27 protein-coding genes are annotated in these 25950 nt (G+C 63.0%); 22 read left to right on the top strand and 5 right to left on the bottom strand.

Going from position 1 to position 25950, the window contains the following annotated elements:
- The first annotated feature begins 8 nt into the window (after window positions 1-8).
- The 4 genes from I554_RS0111495 to I554_RS0111480 all read left to right on the top strand — a co-directional run bounded on the left by I554_RS0111495 (window position 9) and on the right by I554_RS0111480 (window position 4571).
- Window positions 9-1376 carry an MmgE/PrpD family protein gene (locus tag I554_RS0111495; protein WP_024575691.1) on the top strand — a complete coding sequence of 456 codons (1368 nt, stop codon included), beginning with the start codon at window positions 9-11 and terminating at the stop codon, window positions 1374-1376.
- Between the two features lie 127 nt (window positions 1377-1503).
- Window positions 1504-2880, top strand: coding sequence for a malonyl-CoA decarboxylase (locus I554_RS0111490; RefSeq protein WP_024575690.1), 1377 nt, complete (start codon window positions 1504-1506; stop codon window positions 2878-2880).
- 135 nt (window positions 2881-3015) lie between these two features.
- Complete coding sequence (locus I554_RS0111485; RefSeq protein ID WP_024575689.1) at window positions 3016-3933, top strand: pirin family protein; 918 nt, start codon at window positions 3016-3018, stop codon at window positions 3931-3933.
- A 50-nt stretch (window positions 3934-3983) separates the two neighbouring features.
- Window positions 3984-4571 carry a hypothetical protein gene (locus I554_RS0111480; protein WP_024575688.1) on the top strand — a complete coding sequence of 196 codons (588 nt, stop codon included), beginning with the start codon at window positions 3984-3986 and terminating at the stop codon, window positions 4569-4571.
- On the opposite strand, the gene I554_RS0111475 is transcribed toward I554_RS0111480, so the two are convergent.
- The gene (locus I554_RS0111475) at window positions 4556-5335 is read right to left on the bottom strand and encodes an SDR family NAD(P)-dependent oxidoreductase (protein ID WP_024575687.1); all 780 of its coding nucleotides are present in this window, start codon (window positions 5333-5335) and stop codon (window positions 4556-4558) included. The two genes, I554_RS0111480 and I554_RS0111475, sit on opposite strands and share 16 nt — an antisense overlap.
- A 251-nt stretch (window positions 5336-5586) precedes the next feature.
- On the opposite strand from I554_RS0111475, the gene I554_RS0111470 reads away from it, so the two are divergent.
- Entirely contained in the window at window positions 5587-6378 is a 792-nt protein-coding gene (locus tag I554_RS0111470; RefSeq protein ID WP_024575686.1) for an enoyl-CoA hydratase/isomerase, read from the top strand.
- Window positions 6379-6602: 224 nt separating this feature from the next.
- On the top strand, window positions 6603-8774 hold the full coding sequence (locus tag I554_RS0111465) for a SulP family inorganic anion transporter (protein WP_152527684.1): 2172 nt from the start codon (window positions 6603-6605) through the stop codon (window positions 8772-8774).
- A gap of 3 nt (window positions 8775-8777) precedes the next feature.
- Here the strand turns inward: I554_RS0111465 and I554_RS0111460 are convergent, their stop codons facing one another.
- Window positions 8778-9107, bottom strand: coding sequence for a hypothetical protein (locus I554_RS0111460; protein ID WP_024575684.1), 330 nt, complete (start codon window positions 9105-9107; stop codon window positions 8778-8780).
- On the opposite strand from I554_RS0111460, the gene I554_RS27480 reads away from it, so the two are divergent.
- Window positions 9106-9267, top strand: a complete 162-nt coding sequence (locus tag I554_RS27480; RefSeq protein ID WP_204366236.1) for a hypothetical protein — start codon at window positions 9106-9108, stop codon at window positions 9265-9267. The genes I554_RS0111460 and I554_RS27480 overlap by 2 nt on opposite strands.
- A gap of 32 nt (window positions 9268-9299) precedes the next feature.
- On the opposite strand, the gene I554_RS0111455 is transcribed toward I554_RS27480, so the two are convergent.
- Window positions 9300-10301, bottom strand: coding sequence for an adenosine kinase (locus tag I554_RS0111455; protein ID WP_024575683.1), 1002 nt, complete (start codon window positions 10299-10301; stop codon window positions 9300-9302).
- Between the two features lie 150 nt (window positions 10302-10451).
- Here I554_RS0111455 and murJ point away from each other — a divergent pair, with 150 nt between their 5' ends.
- From murJ to lnt, 13 genes are all read left to right on the top strand, one after another.
- On the top strand, window positions 10452-12008 hold the full coding sequence (gene murJ / locus I554_RS0111450) for a murein biosynthesis integral membrane protein MurJ (RefSeq protein ID WP_024575682.1): 1557 nt from the start codon (window positions 10452-10454) through the stop codon (window positions 12006-12008).
- A 65-nt stretch (window positions 12009-12073) separates the two neighbouring features.
- Entirely contained in the window at window positions 12074-13111 is a 1038-nt protein-coding gene (gene trpS / locus I554_RS0111445; RefSeq protein ID WP_024575681.1) for a tryptophan--tRNA ligase, read from the top strand.
- A 215-nt stretch (window positions 13112-13326) separates the two neighbouring features.
- Complete coding sequence (locus tag I554_RS0111440) at window positions 13327-13821, top strand: universal stress protein (protein WP_024575680.1); 495 nt, start codon at window positions 13327-13329, stop codon at window positions 13819-13821.
- 164 nt (window positions 13822-13985) lie between these two features.
- Entirely contained in the window at window positions 13986-14552 is a 567-nt protein-coding gene (locus tag I554_RS0111435) for a NifU family protein (protein WP_024575679.1), read from the top strand.
- Window positions 14553-14659: 107 nt separating this feature from the next.
- Entirely contained in the window at window positions 14660-15349 is a 690-nt protein-coding gene (tsaB, locus tag I554_RS0111430) for a tRNA (adenosine(37)-N6)-threonylcarbamoyltransferase complex dimerization subunit type 1 TsaB (RefSeq protein WP_024575678.1), read from the top strand.
- A gap of 2 nt (window positions 15350-15351) precedes the next feature.
- Window positions 15352-15858: a ribosomal protein S18-alanine N-acetyltransferase gene (rimI, locus tag I554_RS0111425; RefSeq protein ID WP_024575677.1), complete on the top strand. Its 507-nt coding sequence runs from the start codon at window positions 15352-15354 to the stop codon at window positions 15856-15858.
- A 48-nt stretch (window positions 15859-15906) separates the two neighbouring features.
- Window positions 15907-16371, top strand: coding sequence for a Fur family transcriptional regulator (locus I554_RS0111420; RefSeq protein ID WP_024575676.1), 465 nt, complete (start codon window positions 15907-15909; stop codon window positions 16369-16371).
- On the top strand, window positions 16368-17066 hold the full coding sequence (locus I554_RS0111415; protein ID WP_024575675.1) for an HAD family hydrolase: 699 nt from the start codon (window positions 16368-16370) through the stop codon (window positions 17064-17066). The genes I554_RS0111420 and I554_RS0111415 overlap by 4 nt, the downstream gene beginning before the upstream one ends.
- A gap of 162 nt (window positions 17067-17228) precedes the next feature.
- Entirely contained in the window at window positions 17229-18632 is a 1404-nt protein-coding gene (miaB, locus tag I554_RS0111410) for a tRNA (N6-isopentenyl adenosine(37)-C2)-methylthiotransferase MiaB (protein WP_024575674.1), read from the top strand.
- A 4-nt stretch (window positions 18633-18636) separates the two neighbouring features.
- The gene (locus I554_RS0111405) at window positions 18637-19692 is read left to right on the top strand and encodes a PhoH family protein (RefSeq protein WP_024575673.1); all 1056 of its coding nucleotides are present in this window, start codon (window positions 18637-18639) and stop codon (window positions 19690-19692) included.
- Window positions 19693-19736: 44 nt separating this feature from the next.
- Window positions 19737-20240, top strand: coding sequence for an rRNA maturation RNase YbeY (ybeY, locus tag I554_RS0111400; RefSeq protein ID WP_024575672.1), 504 nt, complete (start codon window positions 19737-19739; stop codon window positions 20238-20240).
- Window positions 20241-21374 carry a hemolysin family protein gene (locus tag I554_RS0111395; RefSeq protein WP_024575671.1) on the top strand — a complete coding sequence of 378 codons (1134 nt, stop codon included), beginning with the start codon at window positions 20241-20243 and terminating at the stop codon, window positions 21372-21374.
- The gene (lnt, locus tag I554_RS0111390) at window positions 21371-22972 is read left to right on the top strand and encodes an apolipoprotein N-acyltransferase (RefSeq protein ID WP_024575670.1); all 1602 of its coding nucleotides are present in this window, start codon (window positions 21371-21373) and stop codon (window positions 22970-22972) included. The genes I554_RS0111395 and lnt overlap by 4 nt, the downstream gene beginning before the upstream one ends.
- Before the next feature lie 116 nt (window positions 22973-23088).
- Here the strand turns inward: lnt and I554_RS27720 are convergent, their stop codons facing one another.
- Window positions 23089-23214, bottom strand: coding sequence for a hypothetical protein (locus tag I554_RS27720; protein ID WP_275450905.1), 126 nt, complete (start codon window positions 23212-23214; stop codon window positions 23089-23091).
- Between I554_RS27720 and I554_RS0111380 the strand changes: the two genes are divergently transcribed.
- Together I554_RS0111380 and I554_RS0111375 are read left to right on the top strand one after the other, a co-directional pair.
- Window positions 23204-23620, top strand: coding sequence for a helix-turn-helix transcriptional regulator (locus I554_RS0111380; RefSeq protein ID WP_024575669.1), 417 nt, complete (start codon window positions 23204-23206; stop codon window positions 23618-23620). The genes I554_RS27720 and I554_RS0111380 overlap by 11 nt on opposite strands.
- A 112-nt stretch (window positions 23621-23732) precedes the next feature.
- Window positions 23733-24461, top strand: a complete 729-nt coding sequence (locus tag I554_RS0111375) for a tRNA (guanine(46)-N(7))-methyltransferase TrmB (protein WP_029659413.1) — start codon at window positions 23733-23735, stop codon at window positions 24459-24461.
- Here the strand turns inward: I554_RS0111375 and I554_RS0111370 are convergent.
- Window positions 24458-25549, bottom strand: coding sequence for a DUF2336 domain-containing protein (locus I554_RS0111370; RefSeq protein WP_024575667.1), 1092 nt, complete (start codon window positions 25547-25549; stop codon window positions 24458-24460). The two genes, I554_RS0111375 and I554_RS0111370, sit on opposite strands and share 4 nt — an antisense overlap.
- Between the last annotated feature and the right edge of the window lie 401 nt (window positions 25550-25950).

Raw genomic sequence — 25950 nt, 5'->3', positions numbered from 1 at the left:
AAACAACAATGGCGAATGAAACCGCAACGCTGGCCGCTTACGTCGCAAACCTCAGATATGAAGACATTCCACCAGAGGTGCTGGAGCGCGCCAAGGCGCTGACCCTCGATTTTCTGGGCAGCGCCGTGCGGGCGCGCAGCGAGGCGGAATCGACGCCGTCGCTGCTGGCGATGCTGGCGACCCTCGGCCTCGACAATAAGGGCGATGCGACCGTGTGCGGCGACGCCAAAACCTATACGCCCGCCATCGCGGCGCTGCTCAACGGCGCGCTCGGCCACTCGCTCGACTTCGACGACACCCACGCGGATTCCTCGCTGCATCCGAGTGCGCCGGTGGTGCCCGCCGCCTTCGCCGTCGGCGAGATCGTGGAGGCCAGCGGCCGCGACGTGCTGACAGCCATTGTCGCAGGCTATGAAGTCTGCTGCCGTCTCGGCAACGCGCTCGATCCGACATCGCACTATGCCAAGGGCTTCCATCCAACCGCCACTGCCGGAACCTACGGCGCGGCGGCCGCGGCCGCGAAACTGTACAAGCTCAACGCCGAGCAGATTGTCGCCGCGTTCGGCGTCTCCGGCAGCCAGGCTGCCGGCTCGCTGCAGTTTCTGGTCAACGGCGCGTGGAACAAGCGCTATCAGGTCGGCGCCGCCGCGATGAACGGCGTCGTTGCCGCCTCGCTGGCACGCGAGGGATTCATCGGCGCGACGGAATCGGTTGAAGGCAAGCACGGCCTCTTAGTCGGCTACAGCGATGACGCGCATCCGGACAAGGCGACCGCCGGGCTCGGCAAAATCTACGAGACCATGAAGATCGGCGTAAAGCCCTATCCGAGTTGCCGCTACACCCACGCCGCCATCGACGCCCTGATCGCCATGCGCCGCGAGCACAATCTCACGCCAGAAAACATCAAGAGCGTCGAGATCGGCCTGCATCGCAACGGCATCACACTCACCGGCGATGCCGCAACCAAGCGCCATGCCCGCAGTGTGGTCGGCGGACAGTTCTCGATGTTCTTCACCGGCGCGCTGGCGCTCGATCAGGGCTCGTTCGGCTGGGACGATTATAAGCGGCTCGGCGATCCTGCGATCGAGGCGCTCGCCGACAGGATCGAGGTCGTGCAGGACGCACGGCTGGAGGGCAAGAGCCATCCGTTTGGCGCGCGCGTCAGCATCGAAAGCGGCGAAGGCACGCTGGAACGGCTGATCCCTGACCCGTCGGGCGAGCCGTCGTCGTTTCCGGATGCAGCGGCGATGCAGCAGAAATTCCTGCAACTCGCGCGTCCGGTGCTCAACGAGCGCGCCGACCGTTTCGCGGACGCGATCCTGTCGCTCGACAAGTTCGACCGCATCGACCGCGTCACGTCGCTCGCGCGGCTTTGAGTCGCATCAGGCGGCCTGCGGATCGGGCATTCCCAAACGAAAGTCGGGGCCGGACCGTCTGGAATCGGTCGCATTCGCTGTCTATCATCTGCGGATGATGTCCGACTGCGCAGGAGCAAGCTGACGAATGGCGACGCTGGGACTTGATCGGGCCTCCTTGAGCAACCTGCTCACCACGCTGACCGCGCGGGGACGCAGCCTGCTTGGCCTGTCGAACGGCGCCCGCGCAATGTCGCAGGTCGAACTGATCGGGCTGGGCGAAACCCTGCTGTCGCGGCGCGGCGAAGCCACCGGCGTCGCGCTCGCCAACACCCTGCTCGCGGGTTACTCCGCCGCAAGCGAGGCCGACCAACTGGCCTTCCTCAATGCGCTGGCCGATCTGTTCGGTCCGGACATGGACGAACTGAACGCCGCGCTGGCCGTGGTGCGCGATAAAGGCACGTCGCCCGATGCTATTAGCAAACTTCTCAAAGCCGCCGAGCCGCGGCGCCAGGAACTGATCCGGCGCCTTAATCTTGCACCCGGTGGCACTGCATCACTTGTGCGCATGCGCGAAGCGCTGCTGACCCATATCAAGGATCATCCCGCGCTCAAGCATGTCGACAGCGATTTCGTTCATCTGTTCGCGTCGTGGTTCAACAGGGGTTTTCTCGTGCTGCAACGGATCGACTGGACCACGCCCGCGAACATTCTGGAAAAGATCATCCGCTACGAGCAGGTGCACGCCATCTCCAACTGGGACGATTTGCGCAGCCGTCTCGCGCCGTCGGATCGCCGCTGCTACGGCTTCTTCCATCCGCAGCTCGTGGACGAGCCGCTGATCTTCGTCGAGGTGGCGCTGACGCGCGAAAGTCCGGCGGCCATCGCGCCCCTGCTCGATCTCACGCGCGCACCGATCGCGGCGACCGATGCCACAACGGCGGTGTTCTACTCGATCTCGAACACGCAGCGCGGGCTCGGCGGCATTTCCTTCGGCAACTTCCTGATCAAGCAGGTGGTCGAGGAGATCAAGCGCGAACTGCCGAACGTGCAGACCTTCGTGACGCTCTCGCCCGTGCCCGGCTTCGCCGCTTGGCTCGCGCGCGAACGCGCCTCCGAAACCTCGCCGCTGCTCGATGCAGCCTCGCGCGCCACCCTCAATGCCCTCGATACGCCGAACTGGGCCAACGATCCCGACACCGCCGAGCAGGTCAAGGCCGAACTGCTGCCGCTGGCGGCGTACTACTTCATCGAGGCCAAGGGCACCCGCGGGCATCCGCTCGATCCCGTCGCTCGCTTCCATCTCGGCAACGGCGCACGGCTGGAGCGGCTGAACTTCCTCGGCGACCGCTCCGAGAAGGGCATGCAGCAGTCGCACGGGCTGATGGTCAACTATCTCTATGCACTCGACCAGATCGAAGCGAACCACGAGGCGTTCGCCGAAAAGGGCCAGATTGCATCGTCGTCCGCCGTTCGCAAGCTGCTGCCAGCGCGCGCGCTCGCGGAGACATCGGCGAGCGCGTAGAGCCGCCGAAGGCGCAACAATCTCAACTGTCCATGCGCGGGCTTGACCCGCGTATCCATCGAGAATCAAATTTCCTGGAAGATGGATTTGCCGGATCAGGTCCGGCGGAGACATTGCTAAAAAAGGAGCGACATCATGAGCTGGATGCCCTCGAACGATCCGATCCTCGGCGATCCGCAAACCTGTGACGCGCTCGATCTCATCATCGTGCCGCGCACCCGCGATCTCGGCGACGGCTTCGCCGTCCGCCGCGCGCTGCCGCACGGCAAGCGGCAGATGGTCGGCCCCTTCATCTTCTTCGATCACTTCGGCCCGGTGCAGTTCGTCGCCGGCAAGGGCATGGACGTGCGCCCGCATCCGCATATCGGGCTCGCCACCGTCACCTACCTCTTCGACGGCAGCATCATGCACCGTGACAGCGAGGGCAACATCCAGGAAATCCAGCCCGGCGCCATGAACCTGATGACCGCCGGCCGCGGCATCGCGCATTCCGAGCGCACGCCGGACGTGCAGCGCGCCAACGGCCAGAAGATGCTCGGCCTGCAAAGCTGGATCGCGCTGCCGGCCGGCAAGGAGGAGATCGCGCCGTCGTTCCAGCATTTCGGCGCCGACGTCCTGCCGACGGTGCAGGACACCGGATTCAAGGCACGCATCATCGCCGGCTCGTCGTTCGGCAAGAAATCGCCCGTCGATATGGTCTCGGAGTGGTTCTACACCGAAGTGGCGCTGGACGAGGGCATGCGCGTGCCGCTCGATGCCGATCATGAGGAGCGCGCGATCTATATTGTCGACGGCGAGATCGAAATCACGAACGAAAAGTATGAAGGTCCGAAGCTGCTGATCTTCCGCCCCGGCGACCGCATCACCGTGAAGGCCGTGCGCCCGACGCGGATGATGTTCCTCGGCGGCACCGCGCTGGAAGGACCGCGCCACGTCTGGTGGAATTTCGTCTCGTCGAGCAAGGAGCGCATCGAAGAGGCGAAGGCCGACTGGAAGGCTGGCCGCTTCGCCCATGTGCCCAACGAGCACGAATTCATTCCGCTGCCGGAGTGACGGTACGGAAGCGCGGCGGCACCGGAACCCCTCATTCCAATGGATAGTCCATGAGCGAAAACATCGACCGGCTGATCGCACAGATCAGGCTGCTTGAAGGCGAGCTTGAGGCCGAGTTCGCGATCCGCCGGGCGAAACTACGCTATACCCTGCAAGGCACCCGCGTCGTCTTCGAAGAAGAAATTCTCCGCGCCCATCGCGAACTGCGCGTCGGGCTGGCCAAGTACATCTTCAACGCGAACCTGCTGACGATCATCACCGCGCCTGTGATCTATGCGATGATCATTCCGTTCGTGATCCTCGACATCACCATCACGATCTATCAATGGATCTGTTTTCCGGTGTACGGCATCGAGAAGGTGAAGCGCAGCGATTACTTCGACCGCTATCACCTCGCTTACCTGAACATCCTGGAGGCGATCAACTGCGCCTATTGCTCGTACGGCAACGGCCTGATGGCCTATGCCAGTGAGATTGCCGGACGCACCGAACAGTACTGGTGTCCTATCAAGCACGCCCGCAAGGCGATCACGGCACACCAGCACTATATCGGCTTCGCCGACTTCGGCGATGGGGAGGCTTTCCGCAAGAAATACGGCCACCCCGATCCAGGCATTAAAGATCAAAAGACGGTGTAGCCGCCGTCAATCACGATCATGTCGGCGGTGTGATACGACGAGGCCTTGCTCATCAGGTAGACCGCGATGCCGCCGAAGTCCGACGGTTCGCCGAACCGCCGCATCGGAATCCGCGGCATCACGTTGTCGACGAATTTGTCGTTCGCCATCAGCCCCTGCGTCATGTCGCTCTTGATCCAGCCCGGCAGGATCGCGTTGGCCGTGATGCCGTAGCGCGCCTGCTCGACCGCGAGCGCGCGGATCAGCGCATTGATCGCAGCCTTGGTCGCCGCATAGTGCTCGTTGCGCGCGGTGCCGAACAGCGACGCCATGCTGGACGTCGCCACCAGCCGCCCGAAGGCATCGCCCTTTGCCGCACGTTCCGTCATGTGCCGTGCCGCGGCCTGGAAGACATGGAACACGCCATCGAGATTGGTGGCGAACATCTTGCGCCAGTCTTCCTCGGTACGATCGATGAAGGACTGCCGTCCGCCGCCGCCAATGCCTGCATTGGCGAAGCAGCCATCGACCCGGCCGAATGTGTCGAGCGTGCCCTGCATCGCAGCCTTCACGGACGCCGCGTCGGTGACGTCGCAAACGCGCGCTTCGGCCTTGCCGCCTTTGGCGGTGATCGATGCGAGCGCTTTCGCATTCTTCTCGGCGTTGCGGCCCCAGATCGAAACCGTTGCGCCAGCTTCCGCCAGTGCCTGCGCGATACCGAGGCCGATGCCGCCGTTGCCGCCAGTGACCACCGCAACGCGGCCGCTCAGATCGAAAATGCTCATGATCGCTTGATCTCCCGCTGATCTTGTTTGGAGGCGACATTGGCCAATCGGCCACGCAAAATCAAACGGCGAACGGCCACGCTGCGCTCTTTCGCCATGCGAAATTAAAGTTCGCAACGCATGGCAGGTCAGACTTCGTGTGCCGAATCGCGCCGTTTACAGCCGATTCGGTTTCCGGAATAGTCGCGATGAAACGCACGCGGCGGCTGGCCGGGCGTGACGATCAGTCAACCCCATCAAGCGAGGAAGAGATGCAGTTCAATCATTGCCGGCTGGAATTCGACGGACCGGTCGCAACCCTTGTGCTCGATCATCAGGAGGTCATGAACGCGGTCTCTGTCGACATGCTCGCGGGTCTCTCGGAAGCGATGGAAACTCTCGAGGAGAAGCGCGCGGAAGTCCGCTGCCTCGTCATCACCGGCGCGGGCAAGGCGTTCTGCACCGGCGCCAATCTTCAGGGCCGCAACAACCAGAGCGGCAAGCGCCAGAGCGCGGGGACCACACTGGAAACGGCGTTTCATCCGTTCCTGCGCCGTCTGCGCGACCTGCACTGCCCGATCGTCACTTCGGTCAACGGACCGGCGGCCGGAGCGGGCATGAGCTTCGCACTGATGGGCGACATCATCGTGTGCGCCCGCTCATCTTACTTCCTGCAGGCCTTCCGGCGGATCGGCCTCGTGCCGGACTGCGGATCGACCTGGATTCTCCCGCGCCTGATCGGCAAGGCCCGCTCCGTCGAACTGTCGCTGCTGGGCGAACGGCTGCCTGCCGAGAAGGCGCTGGAATGGGGCCTCGTCAACCGCGTGGTGGACGATGCGGCACTGGCCGAGGAAACCAAAAAGCTTGCCCATGATCTGGCCAACGGCCCGACCGTGGCGCTGTCGCTGATCCGCAAACTTTACTGGGAGAGCGAGAACAATTCATTCGAGGAACAGCTCGATCTGGAACAAAGCTCGCAGCGCATCGCCGGACGCAGTGAAGATTTCAAGGAAGGCGTCGGCGCGTTCCTCGAAAAGCGCCCCGCGAAATTCAAGGGCCGCTGATCCGCAGTCACGGAATTGTACGAAGGGCTGCGCCGGAAACGGCGCAGCCCTTTTTGCGATCATCGCTGCACACCGGGGGGCATATCTCATTTCGCGCAAAGCGACAGTAACTGTCACAAAAATCTCTTTTACGTTCGCGTTGCCGTCGTCTAGGACTGGCGGGCCTCCATCGATGGACGTCCTGCGTGGCCTTCCCTTCCGTCAGCCCAGTTCAAAGCCCGAGTGTGAAACTTCGCGCCTGGCTGAATGACATCTTTGCCAGCGCGGCGCCCGCGGTCCTGACGGTGTCCTTTGGACTGTCATATTCGGTTCTGATCTTCTCCGGTCCGCTGGCCCAATATCTGCCTTATGGAATCGCGGCGACCTTCACGGCCACCGCCATCATCGCAGTGGTCGTTGCGCTGGGCAGCACCTTTCCCACCGCGGTCGGAGGCCCCGAGACATCCACGGCGGCGGTCACCGCCATTTTGGCGACGTCGGTGGTCGAGCACATCACGGCAAGCGATTCGTCTGCACACCTGCTTGGCCCCGTGCTGCTGACACTGTCTGCCGCAACCATCATCACCGGCCTCGCATTGTGCAGTCTGGGCCTGACCCGGATTGGCCGCGCAATCCGCTACGTGCCCTATCCAGTGATCGGCGGATTTCTCGGCGCGACCGCGCTGCTGATTGCGCTCGGCGGCGTCCGGGTCATCACGAACGAGTCTCCGAGGTTCGATAATCTCGCCGCGTTCGCGAACCCCATGACGATGTACGAATTGCTCGCCGGCGTCGCGCTCGCATTCACGATCTATCTGACTTGGCATCGCTCGCGCAATCCACTGGCGCTGCCGGCGCTGCTGATCGCCGGCGTGGTGGCGACCCACATCGTTTTCAACTTCGCGGGCATTTCGGTGGAGCAGGCGCAGGCTCTCGGCTGGACATTTCAGTCGCTGCCGCGCGCGACGATTTCGATGCCGTGGCATCTCGGCGATATCGAAAACTACCCGTGGCGTGCCGCGCCGGGACTGATCGGCAACCTGATTGCGGTGATCTTCGTGACCGCGATCAGCACGCTGTTCAACACCACGGGCCTTGAGGTGGCGACCAGCCGCGAAGCGAATCTCGAGCGCGAACTCAATGTCGCGGGAGCGGCCAACATCCTGTCGGGACTTTTCGGCGGCTACGCGGGCTGTATCTCGCTGAGCCGCTCGCTGCTCAACAGCAACGGCGGAGCTACCGGACGTCTTTCCGGGCTGGCGGTCGCCTTCATTGCGGTGCTGATGCTGGTGGCCGATCCGGCGCTGCTCAGTTTCATGCCGAAGTTCATTCTCGGCGGCCTGCTGATCTATCTCGGCGTCGATCAGCTCAACCGCTGGATCGTCGAATCGCGGCAACGGCTGTCCACCATCGAATACCTGTCGCTGCTTGCAATCATTTTCATCATCGTGAAGTGGGGTTTTATCGCCGGCGTCCTGATCGGAACCATCATCGGCTGCGCGACATTCGCCCTGAGCGTGTCGCGGATCAGTTCGATCAAATTCGGTTTCAACGGCGCGGAGTATCGCAGTTCGCTCGATCGCTCGCGGCAGGATCTGGCGCTGCTCGCCGCCCATGGCAAGGAAATCCACGGGCTCAACCTGCAAAGCTACCTGTTCTTCGGTTCGGCCAATCGTCTCTATCAGCATGTGAAGACACTGCTCGACCATCATCCCGAGTGCCGCTATCTGGTTTTCGATTTCAAGCTGGTGACCGGCATCGATTCATCGGCCGCCTACAGCTTCGCCCAGATCAGGCGGGCGGCGATCGAAAGCGACGTGAAGCTCGTTCTCGTCAACCTGCCGCGCAAAACAGAAAAGATGCTGCGGTCGGGAGAATTCCTGTCCGGCGACATCCTGGTCATGCCGGACCTCGATCACGCGCTCGAGTGGTGCGAGAACGAACTTATCGCGCGGCACCGCGGGCTGGAGCAGGAGGAAGGCGACCTGCACGGCTGGTTCGCCGGCATTCTCGGCAGCGACCATGACGCCACCGAACTGGCGCGGCACTGCGAACGCCTTGAAGTCCGTGCGTTCGAGACCATCGCGCGCGCGGGCGAACCGGCAGATTCGATGCTCTTTATTCTCAACGGCCGGGTCGGTGTCATCGTGGACGCGGGCGGGGGCCACACCACACGGGTCCGCAGCCTCGGCCGTCATACAACGGTTGGGGAAATGGGGCTTGTGGCGCGCCAGCCACGCAGCGCCACGATTCGCGCGGAGGCTGACAGCGTCCTTTACGTGCTGCGCGCCGAAGCGTTCGACGCAATCACCGCCAGCAATCCGGCGCTCGGCCAGAAACTCCTGACCTACTTCATGTCCGTCCTGGCCGAACGGCTCACCTTCGCCAGCCGCATGATCGGCGTACTGCGCCGCTAGGCGTCAGGCAACGTGACTCATGAAGGCTTCGCGGCGGCCGATCATGCGCTCCGCTGCAACCTTTGCGTCTTCGCGCGTTGAAGTTGCGTAAGTGCGATATTCGAGATCGAGCGACGTCGCGGGGTCGCGCTTGCCGAACCAGGATGCGAATGATTTCGACCCAGATGTAATCGACGACAGCGCGAGAGCGAGGTTGTCAGCAGAGTCGAAGGCGAACAGAGCGCCGGACGAGGTGTGCCTGACTTCGAAAATCCCCGGCCCGATCGGCGCTTCGAGTTTTTCGCCGCGCGCGGCCTTCGGATAACGTTTCCACTCGCTCCAAGTTGAAATCATGGTGACCTTCCGCCGCGCCCTGCGCGCTACTCTTACAAAACATGTCTGCCCGCATAGCGGGAAAAGTTCCAACGAACGCAACAGGCAATGGTTCCCGCCGAAAATCGTCTTTCGTCATATGGATGCAGGCCGCGAGCCCTTCAAGGACAAACGCGGTTAACCGGAAGTCACTCGATCGTGAATAGTTAACCGCTAGACCGGCAACCCGGCGGCCTGGGCCAGCGCCTTCAACGAAGTCTGCGGACGCGCGCCGATATGCTGGATCACCTCGGCGGCGGCGAGCGCCCCAAGCTGTCCGCACTGTTCATGGCCAAAACCGCGCACCAGACCGAACAGGAAACCCGCCGCGAACAGATCGCCCGCGCCCGTGGTATCCACCACCTGTTTCACCGGAGACGCGGGAACCGGCGTCACCTTGTCCTTCGCAACGACCACGCAGCCCTTTTCGCTGCGCGTGACAACAGCGAGTTGCGCGTCGCCGCGCAGTTGCGCCAGCGCCTTGTCGAAATCCTCGGTCTGGTAGAGCGATGCCAGTTCGGCTTCATTGGCAAACACCAGATCGACCGTCCCGGTCCGGATCAGATCGAGAAATTCATCGCGATAACGGCCGACGCAGAATGCGTCCGAGAGAGTCAGCGCGACGCTGCGCCTGTTGTCGTGCGCGATCTTCGAGGCCTTCAGGAATGCTTCCTTCGCATTGGCCGGATCCCACAGATAGCCTTCCAGATAAACGATCGAGGACGCCGCGATCTGGGCGGGATCGATATCGGCGGGGGAGAGATCCTGCGCCGCGCCGAGATACGTGTTCATGGTGCGCTCACCGTCCGGCGTCACCAGAATGTAGGAGCATCCGGTCGCGGGACCGTCGGTCGCAGCCGCGGTGGTGAACGCCACATGCGCCGCGCGAATGTCGTGGGTGTACATGCGGCCGATCTGGTCGTCCTTGACCTTGCCGACATACGCCGCCTTGGCACCGAAGCCTGCCACGCCGAAAATCGTATTCGCCGCGGAACCGCCGGACATCTCGGTCGCCGGGCCCATGGCCTGGTAAACTGCAGCGGCGCGAGCCTCGTCGATCAGCGCCATCGATCCCTTGGCCATGCCGTGCTGAGCGAGAAACGCATCGTCGGTGCGAACCAGAATATCGAAGATGGCATTCCCGATCCCGAGAACGTCGTATGTCGCTGCGGTCATTAATGATATTCCTGATGGGAGAAAGCCAAACCGGCAAAAGCTGGTATTTCAGGGAGGGACTGGAAGGCCGGTTCCAGGGTCTTGGAAGCAACCGGCGACCTATCACGACAACGCGCCCGCCAGCAAGCATGTGATCCGCAGAATAGCTCGATGATCCGTCATATCCTGACCATCTCGACCGGAACGCTGGCGTCGCGAACGCTGGGCTTCATCCGCGATGCCCTGGTGGCCGCGCTGCTGGGCGCCGGATCGGTCGCAGACGCGGTCCTGGTGGCATTCCAGTTCATCAACGTGACACGCCGGTCCTTCGCGGAAGGCGCGCTGAACGCAGCCCTGATCCCGCATTATCTGCGCGTTCGGGAAACCGAAGGCACAGTCGCCGCCGCGGCCTTCGCCGGGCGCCTGCTCGGCAGCGTCAGCCTGATCCTGATCGGCATCGCGCTTGTTCTGACATTGCTGATGCCCCTCGTCATCGCAGTGCTTGCACCCGGCTTCGTCGGCCGAGAGACACTGCAACTCGCCGTCGACAACGCCCGGCTGATGATGCCGTACTTTGCCTTCGTCGGACCGTCCATCGTGATGATCGGCGTGCTGAACGCCGAGCATCGCTTCATGCTGACCGCGTTCTCGCCGGTGCTGTTCAACATCACCATGATCATCGTGCTGGTCGTGCTGCTGGTCTGGCGGCACGATCCGCTGTTCTCGGCCACCGTGATCGCGGGCGCGGTCGGTGTCGCCGGGTGTCTGCAAATGCTGATCCTGATACAGCGCAGGCCCTGGCGCGACGGCATCGCCACCCCGATACGGATTTCATTCGACCCGCAGATCCGGGGGTTTCTGCGCCAGGGAATTCCCGGCATGGTCGCCAATGCCGGGCCGCAATTCCTGATTGTCGGCGGCGCGATCATTGCGTCGAATTCACCGGCCGCTGTGTCTTGGCTCTATTTCGCCAACCGCCTGATCGAACTGCCGCTCGGCATGGTCGGCGTGGCGATGGGCACGGTTCTCGTGCCGGAGATGACCCGCGCGATCCGCAGTGGCGATCACGCAGCCCTGATGCAGGCCGAATCCCGCGGCCTCGAACTTGCGACCGCACTGGTCATGCCGGCGACCATCGGCCTGATCGTCCTGAGCCAGCCGATCATCCGCGTGCTGTTCGAGCACGGTGCATTCACCGCGGCGGATACCGTCGCCACTGCGCAGGCGCTGTCGGTCCTCGCGCTCGGCCTGCCCGCGCATGTCCTGGTGAAAGTGCTGGCCCCGGCCTTCTTCGCTCGCGAGGACACCAAGACGCCGCTGGCGGCGACGCTGTCGGGCATCGTGGTCGCCGTGGTCTGCGGACTGGTCTTCGGGCACGCCTACGGCGCCAGTGGTGTCGCGGCCAGCATCTCCCTCGGCGCGTGGTTCTGCGCCGCGGTGCTGGGCTGGCGAGGCGCGACGACATTCGGATTTTCCATCGACGCCATTGCGCAGCGCCGGCTGCCGCGGATCGCGATCTGCGCCGCCGTGATGGGCGCGATGCTGTTTCTCGCCGAGTCCTTCGTGGCGCCGGTCACGGAAGCGGCCGGCTTCGCGGCCCAGATTACCATCCTCGGCGGTCTGGTCGCGGCGGGCGTTTCGTTCTACGGCCTGCTGCTGGACCTGCTCCGCGTCGTCAACTGGGGCGAGGCGATCAGCAATTTGCGCGATGGCCGCTTGCGCGAGTAGCGCCTGCATGGCTAAAGACGCGCGTACACGGATCGGCTGCCGGACGGCGGCACAGGAACAACAAGATGGCTGCAAAAGAACTGGTTTTTTCGGGCGTCCAGCCGACGGGCAATCTGCACCTCGGCAATTATCTCGGCGCCATCGTCAACTTCGTGAAACTCCAGAACACCCACAACTGCATCTACTGCGTGGTGGATCTGCATGCCATTACCGTCTGGCAGGACCCTGCCGAGCTGACCCGCAACATCCGCGAGGTGACAGCGGCGTTCATCGCCGCGGGCATCGATCCGAAGAAGCACATCGTGTTCAACCAGAGCCAGGTGTCCGAGCACGCCGAACTCGCCTGGGTATTCAACTGCGTTGCGCGCCTCGGCTGGCTGAACCGCATGACCCAGTTCAAGGAGAAGGCCGGCAAGGATCGCGAGAACGCGTCGGTGGGTCTGTACGCCTATCCGAATCTGATGGCGGCTGACATTCTGGTCTATCGCGCGACCCATGTTCCGGTCGGAGAGGACCAGAAGCAGCATCTCGAACTGGCGCGCGACATCGCACAGAAGTTCAACAACGACTTTTCGGATTCCATCCGCGCGCACAATTTCGGCGAGAAATTCTTCCCGCAGCCGGAGCCGCTGATTACTGGCCCAGCGACGCGGGTGATGTCGCTGCGCGACGGCACCAAGAAGATGTCGAAGTCGGACCCTTCCGATTATTCGCGCATCAATCTCACCGACGATGCCGATGGGATCGCGCAGAAGATCCGCAAGGCGAAGACCGATCCGGAGCCGCTGCCGAGCGAGGAAGAAGGCCTGAAGAACCGTCCCGAAGCCGACAATCTGGTCGGCATCTACGCGGCGCTGTCAGGCCAGTCGCGGCCGGACGTGCTGCGTGAATTCGGCGGCGGGCAGTTCTCCGGCTTCAAGGCGACGCTGGTCGACCTTGCGGTCTCAAAGCTCGGGCCGATCGGCGCGGAGATGAAGAAGCTGACGCAGGACGCAGCCTATGTGGATTCGGTTCTGGCCGACGGCGCCGATCGCGCGCGCGTCATCGCCGCCGAAACCATGAATGCGGTGAAGGACATCGTCGGCTTTATCCGCAAGAAGTAGCCGCGCCACGAACGCGCGAATCAAGTTCCGTCAAGCCTCTTCTCGCCTTGTCGGCGCGGCCTCGCGCGTGGCAGCATGATGCCAGTTCGTCGATGGAGCATTTTCCGGCTAAGTGGAAACCGGTTAGCCGCAAGAAAATGCTCCCATCAATAAATTGCGCGTATTCTGCTCGCAAAACCGTGCCCACTTTTGCGGAATACGCGCGAGGGACATGCATGAGCAACCAGCGACGAAGCTACGAACAGGGCCACAAGCCGAAATGCCTCGTCATCGTTGACGACACCGCAGAAGGCGACCGCGCGGTGTACTACGCAAGCCGCTGGGCGGTTCGCGTCGGCGGCGGCGTGGTGATGCTGCGTGTCATCGAGACGGAAGACCGCAACCAGCAATGGCTCGGTGTCGCAGATATCATGCGCGCGGAAGCCGAGGAGATCGCGAATGCGGCGCTCGACCGCGCCTCGGGCCGCGCCAACGGCATCGCCGCCATCACGCCGGAGCGTGTCATCCGCGAGGGCGATCCCGGCGAGCAGATCCTCGACGTCATCGATAACGATGTCGACATTGCCATGCTGGTGCTTGCGGCCAGCGCCGGTGCGGAAGGCCCCGGTCCGATCATCACCATGCTGGCGAAAACCGCCGGCACTTTTCCGATCCCGATTACGATCGTGCCGGGCAATCTCAGCGACCTCGATATCGACGCGCTGTCATAGACGGATTTTCCCCTCAAAACGGCGTCCTGCGGCGGCCGGGCGGCTTCCCGGAACACCCGCCATGCACCCTTGATCGGGCTGTTTCAGGCGCCATCTGTGCTATAGGAACCGCTCACCTAACCCGTTCGCGCCGGCCTTGAACCGGCGATGCGCCGGAGAATCAAATGTTTATCCAGACCGAAGCGACCCCCAATCCCGCGACCCTGAAGTTCATTCCCGGCCGCGCCGTGCTCGACAGCGGCACCATGGAATTCACCGACCGCGACAGCGCCACCCGCTCCCCGCTCGCCGAACGGCTGTTCAGCGTGCCGGGCGTCACCGGCGTGTTCTACGGCTCGGACTTCGTGACCGTCACCAAGGACGACAGCGACTGGCAGCACCTCAAGCCGGCGATCCTCGGTGTCATCATGGAACACTATATGTCCGGCGCGCCGCTGCTCGCCGACGGCCAGCAGCCGGACGGCGATGCGCCGCATGCCGAGGAGTTCTTCAGCGAGGCCGACACCGAGACGGTCGCGGTCATCAAGGATCTGCTCGAGACCCGGATTCGCCCAGCTGTCGCCAGCGACGGCGGCGACATCACCTTCCGCGGCTTCAAGGACGGCATCGTCTATCTCGACATGAAGGGCTCCTGCGCCGGCTGCCCGTCGTCGACGGCGACGCTGAAGCACGGCATTCAGAACCTGTTGAAGCACTTCATCCCGGATGTGGTCGAAGTCCGGCCGATGTAAATTACCGAAATTTTCCAAAAAGGCCTTGGGGCAAGCGCCGAACCGCTTGCCCCTTTGCTTTTTCGGCGGCACGTTGCCGCCACCTTTGCCATCTTACCGGTCCCTGAATGATCGTTCTCGCCATCGATACCGCGCTGGATTACTGCTCCGCCGCCGTGCTGGATGCGGCCACCAAAGCCGTGATCGCGCAGGAAACGCTGGAGATGAAGCGCGGCCATGCCGAAGCGCTGATGCCGCTGATCGCGCGCGTCATGACCGCATCAGGCCTGAGCTATCTCGAACTCGACCGTATCGCCGTCACCACTGGCCCCGGCAGCTTTACCGGTCTGCGCGTCGGCATCTCCGCCGCGCGCGGCATCGGCCTCGCCGCCGACAAGCCGGTGATCGGCCTCACCACCCTTGCGGCCTATGCCGCGCCGTTGGTCGCCGAGAAGCAGGAGAATCCGATCATCGCTGCGATCGATGCCCGGCATGATCATGTTTATTTCCAGGTCGTCGCCGGCAACGGATCGGTCCTGATGCGTCCGGCGGTCATGCCGATCGAGGAGACGTTCGCGGCATCGCGCTTTGGCGCGTTGCGCATGGTCGGTAACGCCGCAAAATTGCTGGCGGACCGCTGGCCGCGAAACGTCGCTGCACCGGTGCTGGTCGACCCGAAACCCGGCCCCGATATTACCTGGGTCGCATGGATCGGAGCGGCGACCGACCCGAGTGCAGCGCCGGCGAAACCGTTTTATCTGCGCGCGCCCGACGCCAAGCCGAAGGCCGGTTACGCGCTTCCGGACACGCGGACATAACCATGGCGCGCGCTCCTGCATTTCTTTCCAATCTGTTCCCGAAACTGTTCGGACGCGTCGATGCCACGGTCGAGCCGGCGAGCCTTCGCGATGCGCCGCGTCTCTCGCAACTCCATCGCGCGTCGTTTCATCGCGGCTGGGGCACGGAGGAATTCGAGCAGATCCTGATCGAGCGCAACACCCTCGCGCACCGGCTGCGGCTCGGCGGATCAACCATCGGATTTATCGTGTCCCGAACCGCCGCCGACGAGGCCGAGATCCTCTCCGTTGCGGTTGCACAGAAGCATCGCGGGCGCGGCTTCTCGCGCGACCTGCTGCGCACCCATATCGGACATCTCGCGGGACATGGCCTGAAAACCGTTTTTCTGGAAGTCGAGGAAAACAACCGCCCTGCCCGCGCCTTGTATGAACGCGCCGGATTTCGCGTCGTCGGACGCCGCGAACGGTACTACAAGGACGCCAGCGGCGAACAATTGAACGCCGTGGTGATGCAACGAGACTTGTCGTAAGCTGCCCCCGGTGGCAAAACACCGCTCTATCCACCGGAACCTCGCAAGATGTCGTCCTTGAAGCCCGTGCCCACAGGCAAGCATACGGATATCGAGAAGCGCTGCGCCGCAGCCGGCATGCGCATGACCGAGCAGCGCCGCGTCATTGCGCGCGTGCTCGCCGAAGCCATGGACCATCCCGACGTCGAGGAACTTTACCGGCGCTGTGTCGCAGTCGACGACAAGATTTCGATTTCGACCGTCTACCGCACCGTCAAGCTGTTCGAGGACGCCGGCATCATCGAACGCCACGATTTCCGCGAGGGCCGCGCCCGCTACGAGCAGGTGCCGGAGAGTCATCACGACCATCTCATCAATCTGCGCGACGGCAAGGTGATCGAATTCACCTCCGAGGAAATCGAAAAGCTCCAGACCGAAATCGCGCGCAAGCTTGGTTACAAGCTGGTCGACCACCGGCTGGAGCTTTATTGCGTGCCGTTGGACGAAAAGACTCGGGACGACGACAAGACTTGAGCACGTCCTCCCCTTACGATCTCATTATCTTCGATTGCGACGGCGTGCTCGTCGACAGCGAAGCGCTGGCCTGCGTCGTTCATGCCGAGGTGCTGACGGAATATGGTTACGCCATCTCCGCCGAACAGGTGCACGAGCGCTTCCTTGGACGCTCCGCACGCGAGGCACGGCTTGAGGTCGAGAGCGAACTTGGCCGCGCCTTCCCCGACACCTACACCGCGCAGTTGCGAGCGACGATTGACCGGGTGTTCGGCGCGCAGTTGCAGCCCGTTCCGCACATCTTCGAGGCGCTGGATCGATTGTCCCGGCGCATCTGCGTGGCATCGTCCGGCACCCCGACGCGCATTCGCAGCAGCCTCGGCACCACCGGGCTTCTCAATCGCTTCGACCCGCATCTGTTCTCTGCGATGCAGGTCGAACGCGGCAAGCCTGCGCCGGATTTGTTTCTGTTTGCCGCCGCACAGATGGATACGCCGCCAAGGCGATGCGTCGTGATCGAGGACAGCGTGCCCGGCGTGACCGCCGCGCATGCCGCGGGAATGACCGTGATCGGATTTACCGGCGGCAGCCACTGCCGGCCCGGCGATGCCGACCGCCTGCGGGCGGCCGGCGCGAGCATTGTCATCGGCGATATGCGCGCATTGCCCGGCCTGATCGAACCAAGCCTCGACCACGCTGAAATAAGCGCCATTTAGGGACGCGATTAGGTTCGCCCCTGAAAACCCCCAACAGAACAAATAGATAGACTCTATTTGGAACATTCTGAATACCACCCGGTCGCTGGATTTCGCCGCCCTTTATCTATATTTGAAGCGCCAGAGAGAGCGGCCCGGAGCGCCGCCAGACCCAAGGTTTCGATGACCGCGCCGCGGAAGCTGCACATCAAGTCATACGGCTGTCAGATGAATGTCTACGATGCGCAGCGCATGGTGGACACGCTCGCGCCTGAGGGATTCGTCGAAACGGCAAACGCCGACGACGCCGATCTTGTGATCCTCAACACCTGTCACATCCGCGAGAAGGCATCGGAGAAAGTTTACTCGGAACTCGGACGCCTGCGCACCGCCAAGGACGAAGCGGCCCGTAACGGACGCGAGATGAAGATCGCCGTGGCAGGCTGCGTCGCGCAGGCCGAAGGCAGCGAGATCATTCGCCGCGCGCCCGTCGTTGACGTCGTGGTCGGGCCGCAGAGCTATCATCATCTGCCGCAACTGCTGGCAAAGGCACAGACCGGCGGACGTGCGATCGAGACCGAGTTTCCGGTCGAGGACAAGTTCGCCTCGCTGCCCGATCCGAAACCGGCGATGATCCGCGCGCGCGGCATCTCGTCTTTCGTCACGGTGCAGGAAGGCTGCGACAAGTTCTGCACCTTCTGCGTGGTGCCTTACACGCGCGGCATGGAAGTGTCGCGTCCGGTGGCGCGCATCATTGACGATGTGAAGCGCCTCGCCGACAACGGCGTGCGCGAGATCACGCTGATCGGCCAGAACGTCAACGCGTTTCACGGCGAGGGCAGCGACGGCAAGCCATGGTCGCTCGGCCAGCTTCTGCATCGGCTCGCGGACATTCCGGGCATCGCTCGCCTGCGTTACTCGACCAGCCATCCCCGCGACGTCGATGAGGCACTGATCGAAGCCCACCGGGACATTCCGGCCGTGATGCCGTTCGTGCATCTGCCGGTGCAGTCCGGCTCCGACCGGATCCTGGAGGCGATGAACCGCAAACATACCGCCGCCGACTATGCGAGAACCGTGGAGCGGTTCCGCAAGGTGCGCGAAGACATCGCCTTTTCATCGGATTTTATTGTCGGTTTTCCGGGTGAAACCGAGGAAGATTTTTCCGCAACACTCGCGCTGGTTCGCCAAATCGGCTACGCTGGCGCCTATTCGTTCAAGTATTCGCCCCGGCCCGGGACACCGGCCGCGGACATGCGGGAGACGGTTACGACCACTGTGATGGACGAGCGATTGGCGCGGCTCCAGGAGTTGATCGACAGCCAGCAGGCTGCCTTCAACGCGGCAGTGATCGGCAAGACGGTCGATGTGCTGTTCGAGCGCGCCGCGCGCAATCCCGGTCAGATCGTCGGCCGCACTGCTTACCTGCAACCCGCTCACGTCATGGCGCCGCCCGACATCATCGGCCAGGTGCTGCCCGTCGCCGTCGACAGCCTCGAGCGTTACAGCCTGATCGGCGTACTCGCAGGTCCAGCCGCTTCTCCCGTCTCGTCACTTTCCCAGTCCGCCATGACCACCGGAGCCTGAACCCTTGCCAAAAAGCGCATCGGATTCGCCGACACTCGCCCCTGGCCGCAAAAACGACCGAGACGTTCCAACACCGCACGAAGCCCAGATCGTCGTCGCCTTCGATGACAACGGCGCAGCCTCCGCACTGGTCGGTCCCTACGGACAAAACCTCGCCTTGATCGAGCGCCGCCTTGGCGTTGTCGCCGACTCGCGGGGCAATCACATCACCGTCGCCGGCTCGCGCGACGGCTGCGATGCCGCGCGGCGCGTACTTGAAATGCTCTATGAGCAGGCTGTGCGCAGCCAGGACATTGCCCAGGGCGATGTCGAAGGCGCGATCCGCGCCGTGATCGCGCAGGGCTCGCTGTTTGAATTCGATCCGAAAGCCGCGAAATCGCAGTTCGAGGAAATCAATCTGCGCAAGCGCCCGGTGCGCGCGCGCACCGCCGCGCAGGATTCATACATTCGCGCGTTGAAGCGGCACGAACTGGTGTTCGGCATCGGCCCCGCCGGCACCGGCAAGACATGGCTCGCGGTGGCGCAGGCCTGTCAGTTGTTCGAACGCAAGGAAGTCGACCGCATCATCCTCTCACGCCCCGCCGTTGAAGCGGGCGAGCGGCTTGGATTCCTGCCCGGCGATATGCGCGAGAAGGTCGATCCGTATCTGAGGCCGATCTACGACGCGCTGTATGACCTGATGGACTCGCGCATCGTCGAGCGCGGCCTGCAGAGCGGCGAAATCGAAATCGCACCGCTGGCCTTCATGCGCGGCCGTACCCTGACCAATGCCGCGATCATTCTGGATGAGGCGCAGAACACCACATCGATGCAGATGAAGATGTTCCTGACGCGTCTTGGCGAGAACAGCCGCATGATCATCACCGGCGATCCGAGCCAGGTCGATCTGCCCAATGGCCAGCCGTCGGGGCTGGCGGAAGCCGCCAAGCTGCTCGACGGCGTCGAAGGCATCGCCCAGGTGAGATTCCAGGCGCAGGACGTCATCCGCCATGAACTGGTGGCGCGGATCGTTGCCGCATATGAAGGCGTGCCGAAGCAGCCCGGCGCAGGCACCCCTTGATGCATCGATGAAACAGAGCGCCAGTTGCAACCAAGATCTTTGACATGACGTCCGCCGACATACCCGCGACCGAAGTCCTCGTCACCGCCGACTGCTGGAACAGCGAAAGCGACGCGGAGACGACGATTCATCGCGCCATCGAAACGGCCGCCGTCATGGTCGACGCCGACACCGCCGATGCCGAACTGGCGATCATGCTGACCGACGATGCAGGCATCCGCACGCTCAACAAGAACTGGCGCGGCATCGACAAGCCGACCAACGTGCTGTCGTTTCCCGCGCAGCAATCGGAGCGCGCCGACGACGACACCCCGCGCATGCTCGGCGATATTGCAATTGCCTATGAAACCACACGCTCCGAGGCCGATGCCGAGCACAAGCCGTTCGAGCACCATCTCAGCCATCTGGCGGTGCATGGTTTTCTCCATTTGATCGGCTACGATCACGAAAACGATAACGACGCCGAGATCATGGAAGGTCTCGAGCGTGATATTCTTGCGCAGCTCGGAATTCCCGATCCTTACGCGCACGACGACCAGGTGAACTAAGTGCCCAGCTCTCTCGCCGACAAGTCCGACAGCGATCCTTCCGAAACGGCGGGACCGGGCAATCTGCCGGTGCCGGTTCAGCAGGTCGAGGTGCTCCGGCCATCGTCGGAACTTTGGCTGATGCGCGCGCTGCGCACGCTGTTCGGATGGAAGGCGGGATCCGCCCGCGCCGACCTCCAGGTCGTGCTTGATGCTACCGCGCCGGACGAAACCAGCTTCACCACGATCGAACGCACCATGCTGCGCAACATCCTGGGGCTGCATGAGCGGCGGATCGCCGACGTCATGGTGCCGCGCGGCGACATCGTCGCGGTCAAGCGGGATATTTCGCTCGGCGAATTGATGAGCCTGTTCGAGAGCGCCGCTCATTCGCGCCTCGTGGTCTACAACGACACCCTCGACGATCCGGAAGGCTTCGTTCATATCCGCGACCTGCTCGCCTTCATCACAGCGAAGGCGAAGGTTGCGGACGAGGTCAACGCCAAGCGCAAGAAGCCGTTTCCCGCGGGACTCGATCTGCGTTCGGTTGATCTGCGCATGAAGCTGTCCGACGCCAGCATCATGCGCAAGCTGATCTATGTTCCGCCGTCGATGCCGGCCATCGATCTGCTCGCGCAGATGCAGGCGACGCGCATCCATCTGGCGCTGGTGGTCGACGAGTACGGCGGGACCGACGGTCTGGTCTCGATCGAGGACATTGTCGAGCAGGTGGTCGGCGAGATCGACGACGAGCACGACAGCGACGAGACACCGTCCGTGGTCCGGCAATCCGACGGGTCCTTCATCGCCGATGCGCGCGCCAGCCTCGAAGACGTGCAATCCGTGGTCGGAGAGGAGTTCGACACCGGCGAAGCGGGCGAGGATGTCGATACGCTCGGCGGCTATCTCGTTACGCAGGTCGGCCGCCTGCCGGTGCGCGGTGAAATCATTTCCGGACCGGGGGAGTTCGAGATCGAAGTGCTCGACGCCGATCCTCGCCGCGTCAAACGTGTGCGCATTGGAACGCAGAAGGACCGCTCCAATCTGCGTCATCGCGAGTTGCGCCGCAGGGAAGCCGCGAACGATGCCGCGCAGGCCCAGGCCAACGACAACACCAATCCGGCTTCATCCAGCGACGGTGCCGGCAATCGATGAAATCCTTCCGCGCGCTCAGCTCCGGCATCATCCTGTCATGGGGATGGAAGCGCGCGATGATCGCGCTCACCGCGGGCGCCCTGTCCGCGCTGGCGATGGCGCCATTCAATGCGTGGCCGATTCTCTTTCTGACGGTACCGGTCGCGGTCTGGCTGATCGACGGCGCGGGCGCGGGACGTCTCGGCGGCATTCCCGCTGCGGCGATGAGCGGCTGGTGGTTCGGCTTCGGCTATTTCGTCGCGGGACTTTATTGGGTGGGCTACGCCTTCCTCGTCGACGCCCAGACTTTTGCGTGGCTGCTCCCGTTCGCGGTCATGGGCCTGCCGGCAGGCCTCGCGCTGTTTATGGCGTTCGGCTTCGCGCTTGCGCGGCTGATCTGGACGCCGGATTCGTTTCGCATCCTGAGCCTCGCCTGTGCGCTCACCGTCAGTGAATGGCTGCGCGGACATATCCTGACCGGTTTCCCTTGGAATGCGTTCGGCTACGCCCTGACCGAACCGCTGGCGCTCGCGCAGAGCGCCTCGCTCATCGGCCTGTGGGGTTTGACGTTTATCGCAGTCGCCGTATTTGCATCTCCCGCCGTGCTGATCGACGACCGGCACGTCACGCCCCGTCCATGGATTCCGCTTGTTGCCTCTCTTCTCGTGCTTGCGGTGATGGGCGGCTATGGCGCAAGCAGGCTTGCGCGGCAGCCGACTCAATTCGCCGACAAGGTCAAGCTGCGGCTGATGCAGCCGAACCTGCAGCAGGATGTGAAGTTCAACTACGCCGCAAAGCAGATGGTGATGGACAAGTATCTGTCGCTGTCGGATCGCGCGACCGGCCCGCAATCGAGCGGCGTGCGCGACTCCACCATCCTGATCTGGCCGGAATCCGCGTTTCCATTTTTCCTGACGCGCGAAGCCGACGCGATGGCGCAGATCGCGAACCTGCTGCCGCCGGGAACGGTGCTGGTCACCGGTGCGATCCGCCCGCCGGACCAGCCTGCCGGAACGCAGATCACGCGCGCCTACAATTCGATCTACGTCATCGATCACGATGGAACGATCCTGTCGATGTACGACAAGCTGCATCTGGTTCCATTCGGCGAGTACCTGCCGTTTCAGTCCGCGATGGAAAAACTCGGCTTCGTGCAGATCACCAAGGTGCGCGGCGGCTTCATTCCGGGGGACCGGCGCCGGACGATGACGGTGCCGAACGCCCCGCGCATGCTGCCCCTGATCTGCTACGAGGCGATCTTCCCGGGCGACATTGTTCCCGGCGACGATCGTCCCGGCTGGATCGTCAACCTGACCAACGACGGATGGTTCGGCATTTCGACCGGCCCCTATCAGCATCTGCAACAGGCTCGCCTGCGCGCTGTTGAAGAGGGCCTGCCCATAGTCCGCTCTGCGAACACAGGCATCTCCGCGGTGATCGATCCGTTCGGTCGCATCATCGCGCGATTGGGGCTTGGCACCGAAGGCGTGCTCGATTCAGCCTTGCCCAAGCCAGCCTCTCCGACGCTGTTCTCGCGCGTTCGCGATATCCCGGTGGCGCTGGCGGTAGCATTGTCGACAGTTATCGTTATTCGCCGCCGCACGAAACAAAAGCCCTGACATCGCCGTAACTCTTCTGATGCGCGGTATTCTGGACATGTGTCCAGATCGTCCATCGCTATTCGAGGGGTTCAATTGGCCTCAATGCGGTCACAGGGTTTAACCTAAATTCTTCATCACGGACGCGACAAGGATTTGACGATGCTGGCGCAAGAAGCGTATTCCGGACTGGTCATCGCCAACAGGTTCACCATCGTTTTCCATTTTTTGCCGATGACGCGGAGCTTGTAGATGACGACCAAGGCGCCCAATCCTGTTGACAAGTATGTTGGCAGCCGCGTGCGCATGCGCCGGATCATGCTTGGCATGAGCCAGGAAAAGCTCGGCGAAGCGCTCGGCCTGACATTTCAGCAGGTGCAGAAATACGAGAAGGGCACCAACCGCATCGGTGCGAGTCGGCTGCAGCAGATCTCGGACATTCTTCAGGTTCCCGTCTCGTTTCTGTTCGAAGGCGGCCCGGCCGGTCCGAACGCGCTGGCGGGATTGAGCGAAGCGCAGTCCCCCGCCTATGTTTCAGATTTTCTCGCGACCTCCGAAGGACTCGCGCTGACGCGGGCCTTTACACGGATTACGGATGCCAAGCTCCGCCGCAGCATTGTGGAACTCGTCGAGCAGATGGCGGCGCGCGAACAGTCCGACCCTTCATAACCTGAACGCACCGACGGGCGTGCGGATCTGGCAGGATCGCCGGACGTGCCCATGATCGACTTCACCCAGATCGTTCCGCGTGAGCGATGGATCGCCCCAGCCGGTAATTACGATGACCGCGAACGACCCAACTTCTTCACACCGGCAGAATGCCGAGCACGGGCAGGGCTCGTTTTTCGGCAGGCGCAAGGGGCACAAGCTCCGCAATCATCAGGCCGACCTGATCGAAAATCTGCTGCCGCATCTCGCGCTCGACCTCGATCGCGCGGACGCCTCCGATCCGGGCGCGCTGTTCCAGGCGCCCGTCGACGAGATGCGCCTTGAGATCGGATTCGGCGGCGGTGAACACCTGATCGCAGAAGCACTCGCATTTCCGCGAACCGGCTTCATCGGCTGCGAGCCTTACGTCAACGGCATGGCGAAAATTCTCGCGCAGATCGAAGCGCACAACATCGCCAACATCCGTCTGTTCGCGGGCGACGCCGCCGAATTGCTCGCGTGGGCGCAGCCGTCGAGCTTTGCACGCATCGACCTCATTCATCCCGATCCGTGGCCGAAGCGGCGGCACTGGAAGCGGCGCTTCGTTCAGGACGCCACCATCGCCGGGATGTCGCGCATCCTCAAACAGAACGGCGAATTTCGCTTTGTCTGCGACATCGACGATTACTGTGCATGGACCTTGATGCACATGCAGCGCTCTGCGGATTTCATCTGGACAGCGGAGCGCGCCGACGACTGGCGGCTGCCATGGCCGAACTACACCATGACGCGTTACGGCAGAAAGGCCGACCGCGAAGGACGCAAGGCGGCCTATCTCATCTTCCGGCATGCGCGTTCTTAGGCCGGCAAACCCTTGTCGCGCAGGCGCCAGAACGTCAGCACCCGCAGCGCCGTCGCGGGCGACAAACGCTCATAGTTGATGCGGGCTTCTTCGATGTCCGGGCCGGCAGGCACGCGTCCCGGTCCCAGCCGCAGCACCACCAGGGCCCTCACCGTCGCCCATTCCAGCCCGATCGATTTTCCGAGCAGCAGAATGGGATCGTAGCGATCGCCGAGCATCAACTGGTGCACCACCGACAGCCGCATGCCTGTCAGCGCTGCGAGCGCCGCGATCGATTCCTCGTACTTGTGCGGCTTGGCGAAACCAAGCAAGGCTGCCTCGTTGAGTTCTCCCGCCTGATGCAGCGCCAGGATGGCGCGCTGGGCCGGCTCGAAATCGCGCACCTGTGGCTGCGTCTTCGGCGCGCCGGAAATCTCGATCATCGCCTGATTGATCGCCGCCTTCTGCTTCGGCTTCGCCGTATCGAACATCCGGCGGCGGACAAGATCGACGGACTTTGCCAGCAGCTGCTTCAACGACGCTGCGGGGAGATCCTCGCGCTGGCCGACGGTGAGCGCCAGCATGCCGTCGTCGATGGCGCGCTTGACCAGCCCCGAATAGCCGTACTCGGAAAATTCCGCACCGGTATTGGCCGCGACATGGCGCACCACATCGCGGTCGCCGCGGCGGACGATCACATCGGTCACGGACGGAGACAGTGCCGGGCGCCCTGAGATCGCCGCCAGGTGTTCCTGACCCTTGGCGCGCGCGATTTCGATGAGTGTCGGATCGTCGAGCAGCGGCGACCGGCTCAGGATCGGACCGGCAATCTTGATTTCGTTTTCGTGCGCCAGTTGCTTGACCAGCGTCGGCGGGGCGTTGTCCAGCTTGGACAGCCGCTCCGCCAGTTCCACGCGTGTCTCGATTTCGGTTGCCGGCACAAGCCCGACCAGAATGTCGTCGAACAGCGCGACATGCCGGGTCTCGAAGTGCGCGGCGCCCTGAAGAAAAAGGTCGGAAATCCGCTCGATCGCCGCCGCCCGCCTTTCAGCGGTGCCGTTTTTGACGATGTCATCAAGTTCGGGAATCAGGGAAAGGGCAGCTGCCATAAGCGTCTCTGGTCGCCGCTGGCACTGCGGTTTTACCGCAGGCCTCGAAGCGTTCGGGACTGTAGGTCACGCCAGATGAATGAACGGTTAGCCGGAAAGGTCACTTTGAGGACAGATGCCTGAAATGCGGCCGCGCTGGCGTCCGGATGCCGGGAGTTTGACCGCAAGACCTACGCCCGTTCGGCAAATCGGCACCCTGGCGGCCTTAAAACGGGTTCCGCAGGCGGTCCGCTCGCGCGGGAAGCCCTTGCCGCACAGGCCAAAAACGTCTATATCCGCAGCAACTGATAAATTCTCATACGCACACGTAGGAGAGTGGGCCCCCCGGGACCCGCTCTTTTTTATTACTTGATGGCCCGTGCCGCATGCAGCGGCGGACCGATAACCATAAGAGCACTTTT

Source organism: Afipia sp. OHSU_II-C1 (genome assembly GCF_000497575.1).
GTDB lineage: Bacteria > Pseudomonadota > Alphaproteobacteria > Rhizobiales > Xanthobacteraceae > Afipia.
The sequence above is the reverse complement of the archived record's forward strand: the minus strand, read 5'-3'. Positions and strand labels throughout refer to the sequence as shown.

Excerpts from the sequence above, each read along its gene's own strand:
- I554_RS0111495 (WP_024575691.1), top strand. The coding sequence starts at position 9 with ATGGCGAATGAAACCGCAACGCTGGCCGCTTACGTCGCAAACCTCAGA.
- I554_RS0111490 (WP_024575690.1), top strand. The coding sequence starts at position 1,504 with ATGGCGACGCTGGGACTTGATCGGGCCTCCTTGAGCAACCTGCTCACC.
- I554_RS0111485 (WP_024575689.1), top strand. The coding sequence starts at position 3,016 with ATGAGCTGGATGCCCTCGAACGATCCGATCCTCGGCGATCCGCAAACC.
- I554_RS0111480 (WP_024575688.1), top strand. The coding sequence starts at position 3,984 with ATGAGCGAAAACATCGACCGGCTGATCGCACAGATCAGGCTGCTTGAA.
- I554_RS0111475 (WP_024575687.1), bottom strand. The coding sequence starts at position 5,335 with ATGAGCATTTTCGATCTGAGCGGCCGCGTTGCGGTGGTCACTGGCGGC.
- I554_RS0111470 (WP_024575686.1), top strand. The coding sequence starts at position 5,587 with ATGCAGTTCAATCATTGCCGGCTGGAATTCGACGGACCGGTCGCAACC.
- I554_RS27480 (WP_204366236.1), top strand. The coding sequence starts at position 9,106 with ATGGTGACCTTCCGCCGCGCCCTGCGCGCTACTCTTACAAAACATGTC.
- I554_RS0111460 (WP_024575684.1), bottom strand. The coding sequence starts at position 9,107 with ATGATTTCAACTTGGAGCGAGTGGAAACGTTATCCGAAGGCCGCGCGC.
- I554_RS0111455 (WP_024575683.1), bottom strand. The coding sequence starts at position 10,301 with ATGACCGCAGCGACATACGACGTTCTCGGGATCGGGAATGCCATCTTC.
- murJ (WP_024575682.1), top strand. The coding sequence starts at position 10,452 with ATGATCCGTCATATCCTGACCATCTCGACCGGAACGCTGGCGTCGCGA.
- trpS (WP_024575681.1), top strand. The coding sequence starts at position 12,074 with ATGGCTGCAAAAGAACTGGTTTTTTCGGGCGTCCAGCCGACGGGCAAT.
- I554_RS0111440 (WP_024575680.1), top strand. The coding sequence starts at position 13,327 with ATGAGCAACCAGCGACGAAGCTACGAACAGGGCCACAAGCCGAAATGC.
- I554_RS0111435 (WP_024575679.1), top strand. The coding sequence starts at position 13,986 with ATGTTTATCCAGACCGAAGCGACCCCCAATCCCGCGACCCTGAAGTTC.
- tsaB (WP_024575678.1), top strand. The coding sequence starts at position 14,660 with ATGATCGTTCTCGCCATCGATACCGCGCTGGATTACTGCTCCGCCGCC.
- rimI (WP_024575677.1), top strand. The coding sequence starts at position 15,352 with ATGGCGCGCGCTCCTGCATTTCTTTCCAATCTGTTCCCGAAACTGTTC.
- I554_RS0111420 (WP_024575676.1), top strand. The coding sequence starts at position 15,907 with ATGTCGTCCTTGAAGCCCGTGCCCACAGGCAAGCATACGGATATCGAG.
- miaB (WP_024575674.1), top strand. The coding sequence starts at position 17,229 with ATGACCGCGCCGCGGAAGCTGCACATCAAGTCATACGGCTGTCAGATG.
- ybeY (WP_024575672.1), top strand. The coding sequence starts at position 19,737 with ATGACGTCCGCCGACATACCCGCGACCGAAGTCCTCGTCACCGCCGAC.
- lnt (WP_024575670.1), top strand. The coding sequence starts at position 21,371 with ATGAAATCCTTCCGCGCGCTCAGCTCCGGCATCATCCTGTCATGGGGA.
- I554_RS0111380 (WP_024575669.1), top strand. The coding sequence starts at position 23,204 with ATGACGACCAAGGCGCCCAATCCTGTTGACAAGTATGTTGGCAGCCGC.
- I554_RS0111375 (WP_029659413.1), top strand. The coding sequence starts at position 23,733 with ATGACCGCGAACGACCCAACTTCTTCACACCGGCAGAATGCCGAGCAC.
- I554_RS0111370 (WP_024575667.1), bottom strand. The coding sequence starts at position 25,549 with ATGGCAGCTGCCCTTTCCCTGATTCCCGAACTTGATGACATCGTCAAA.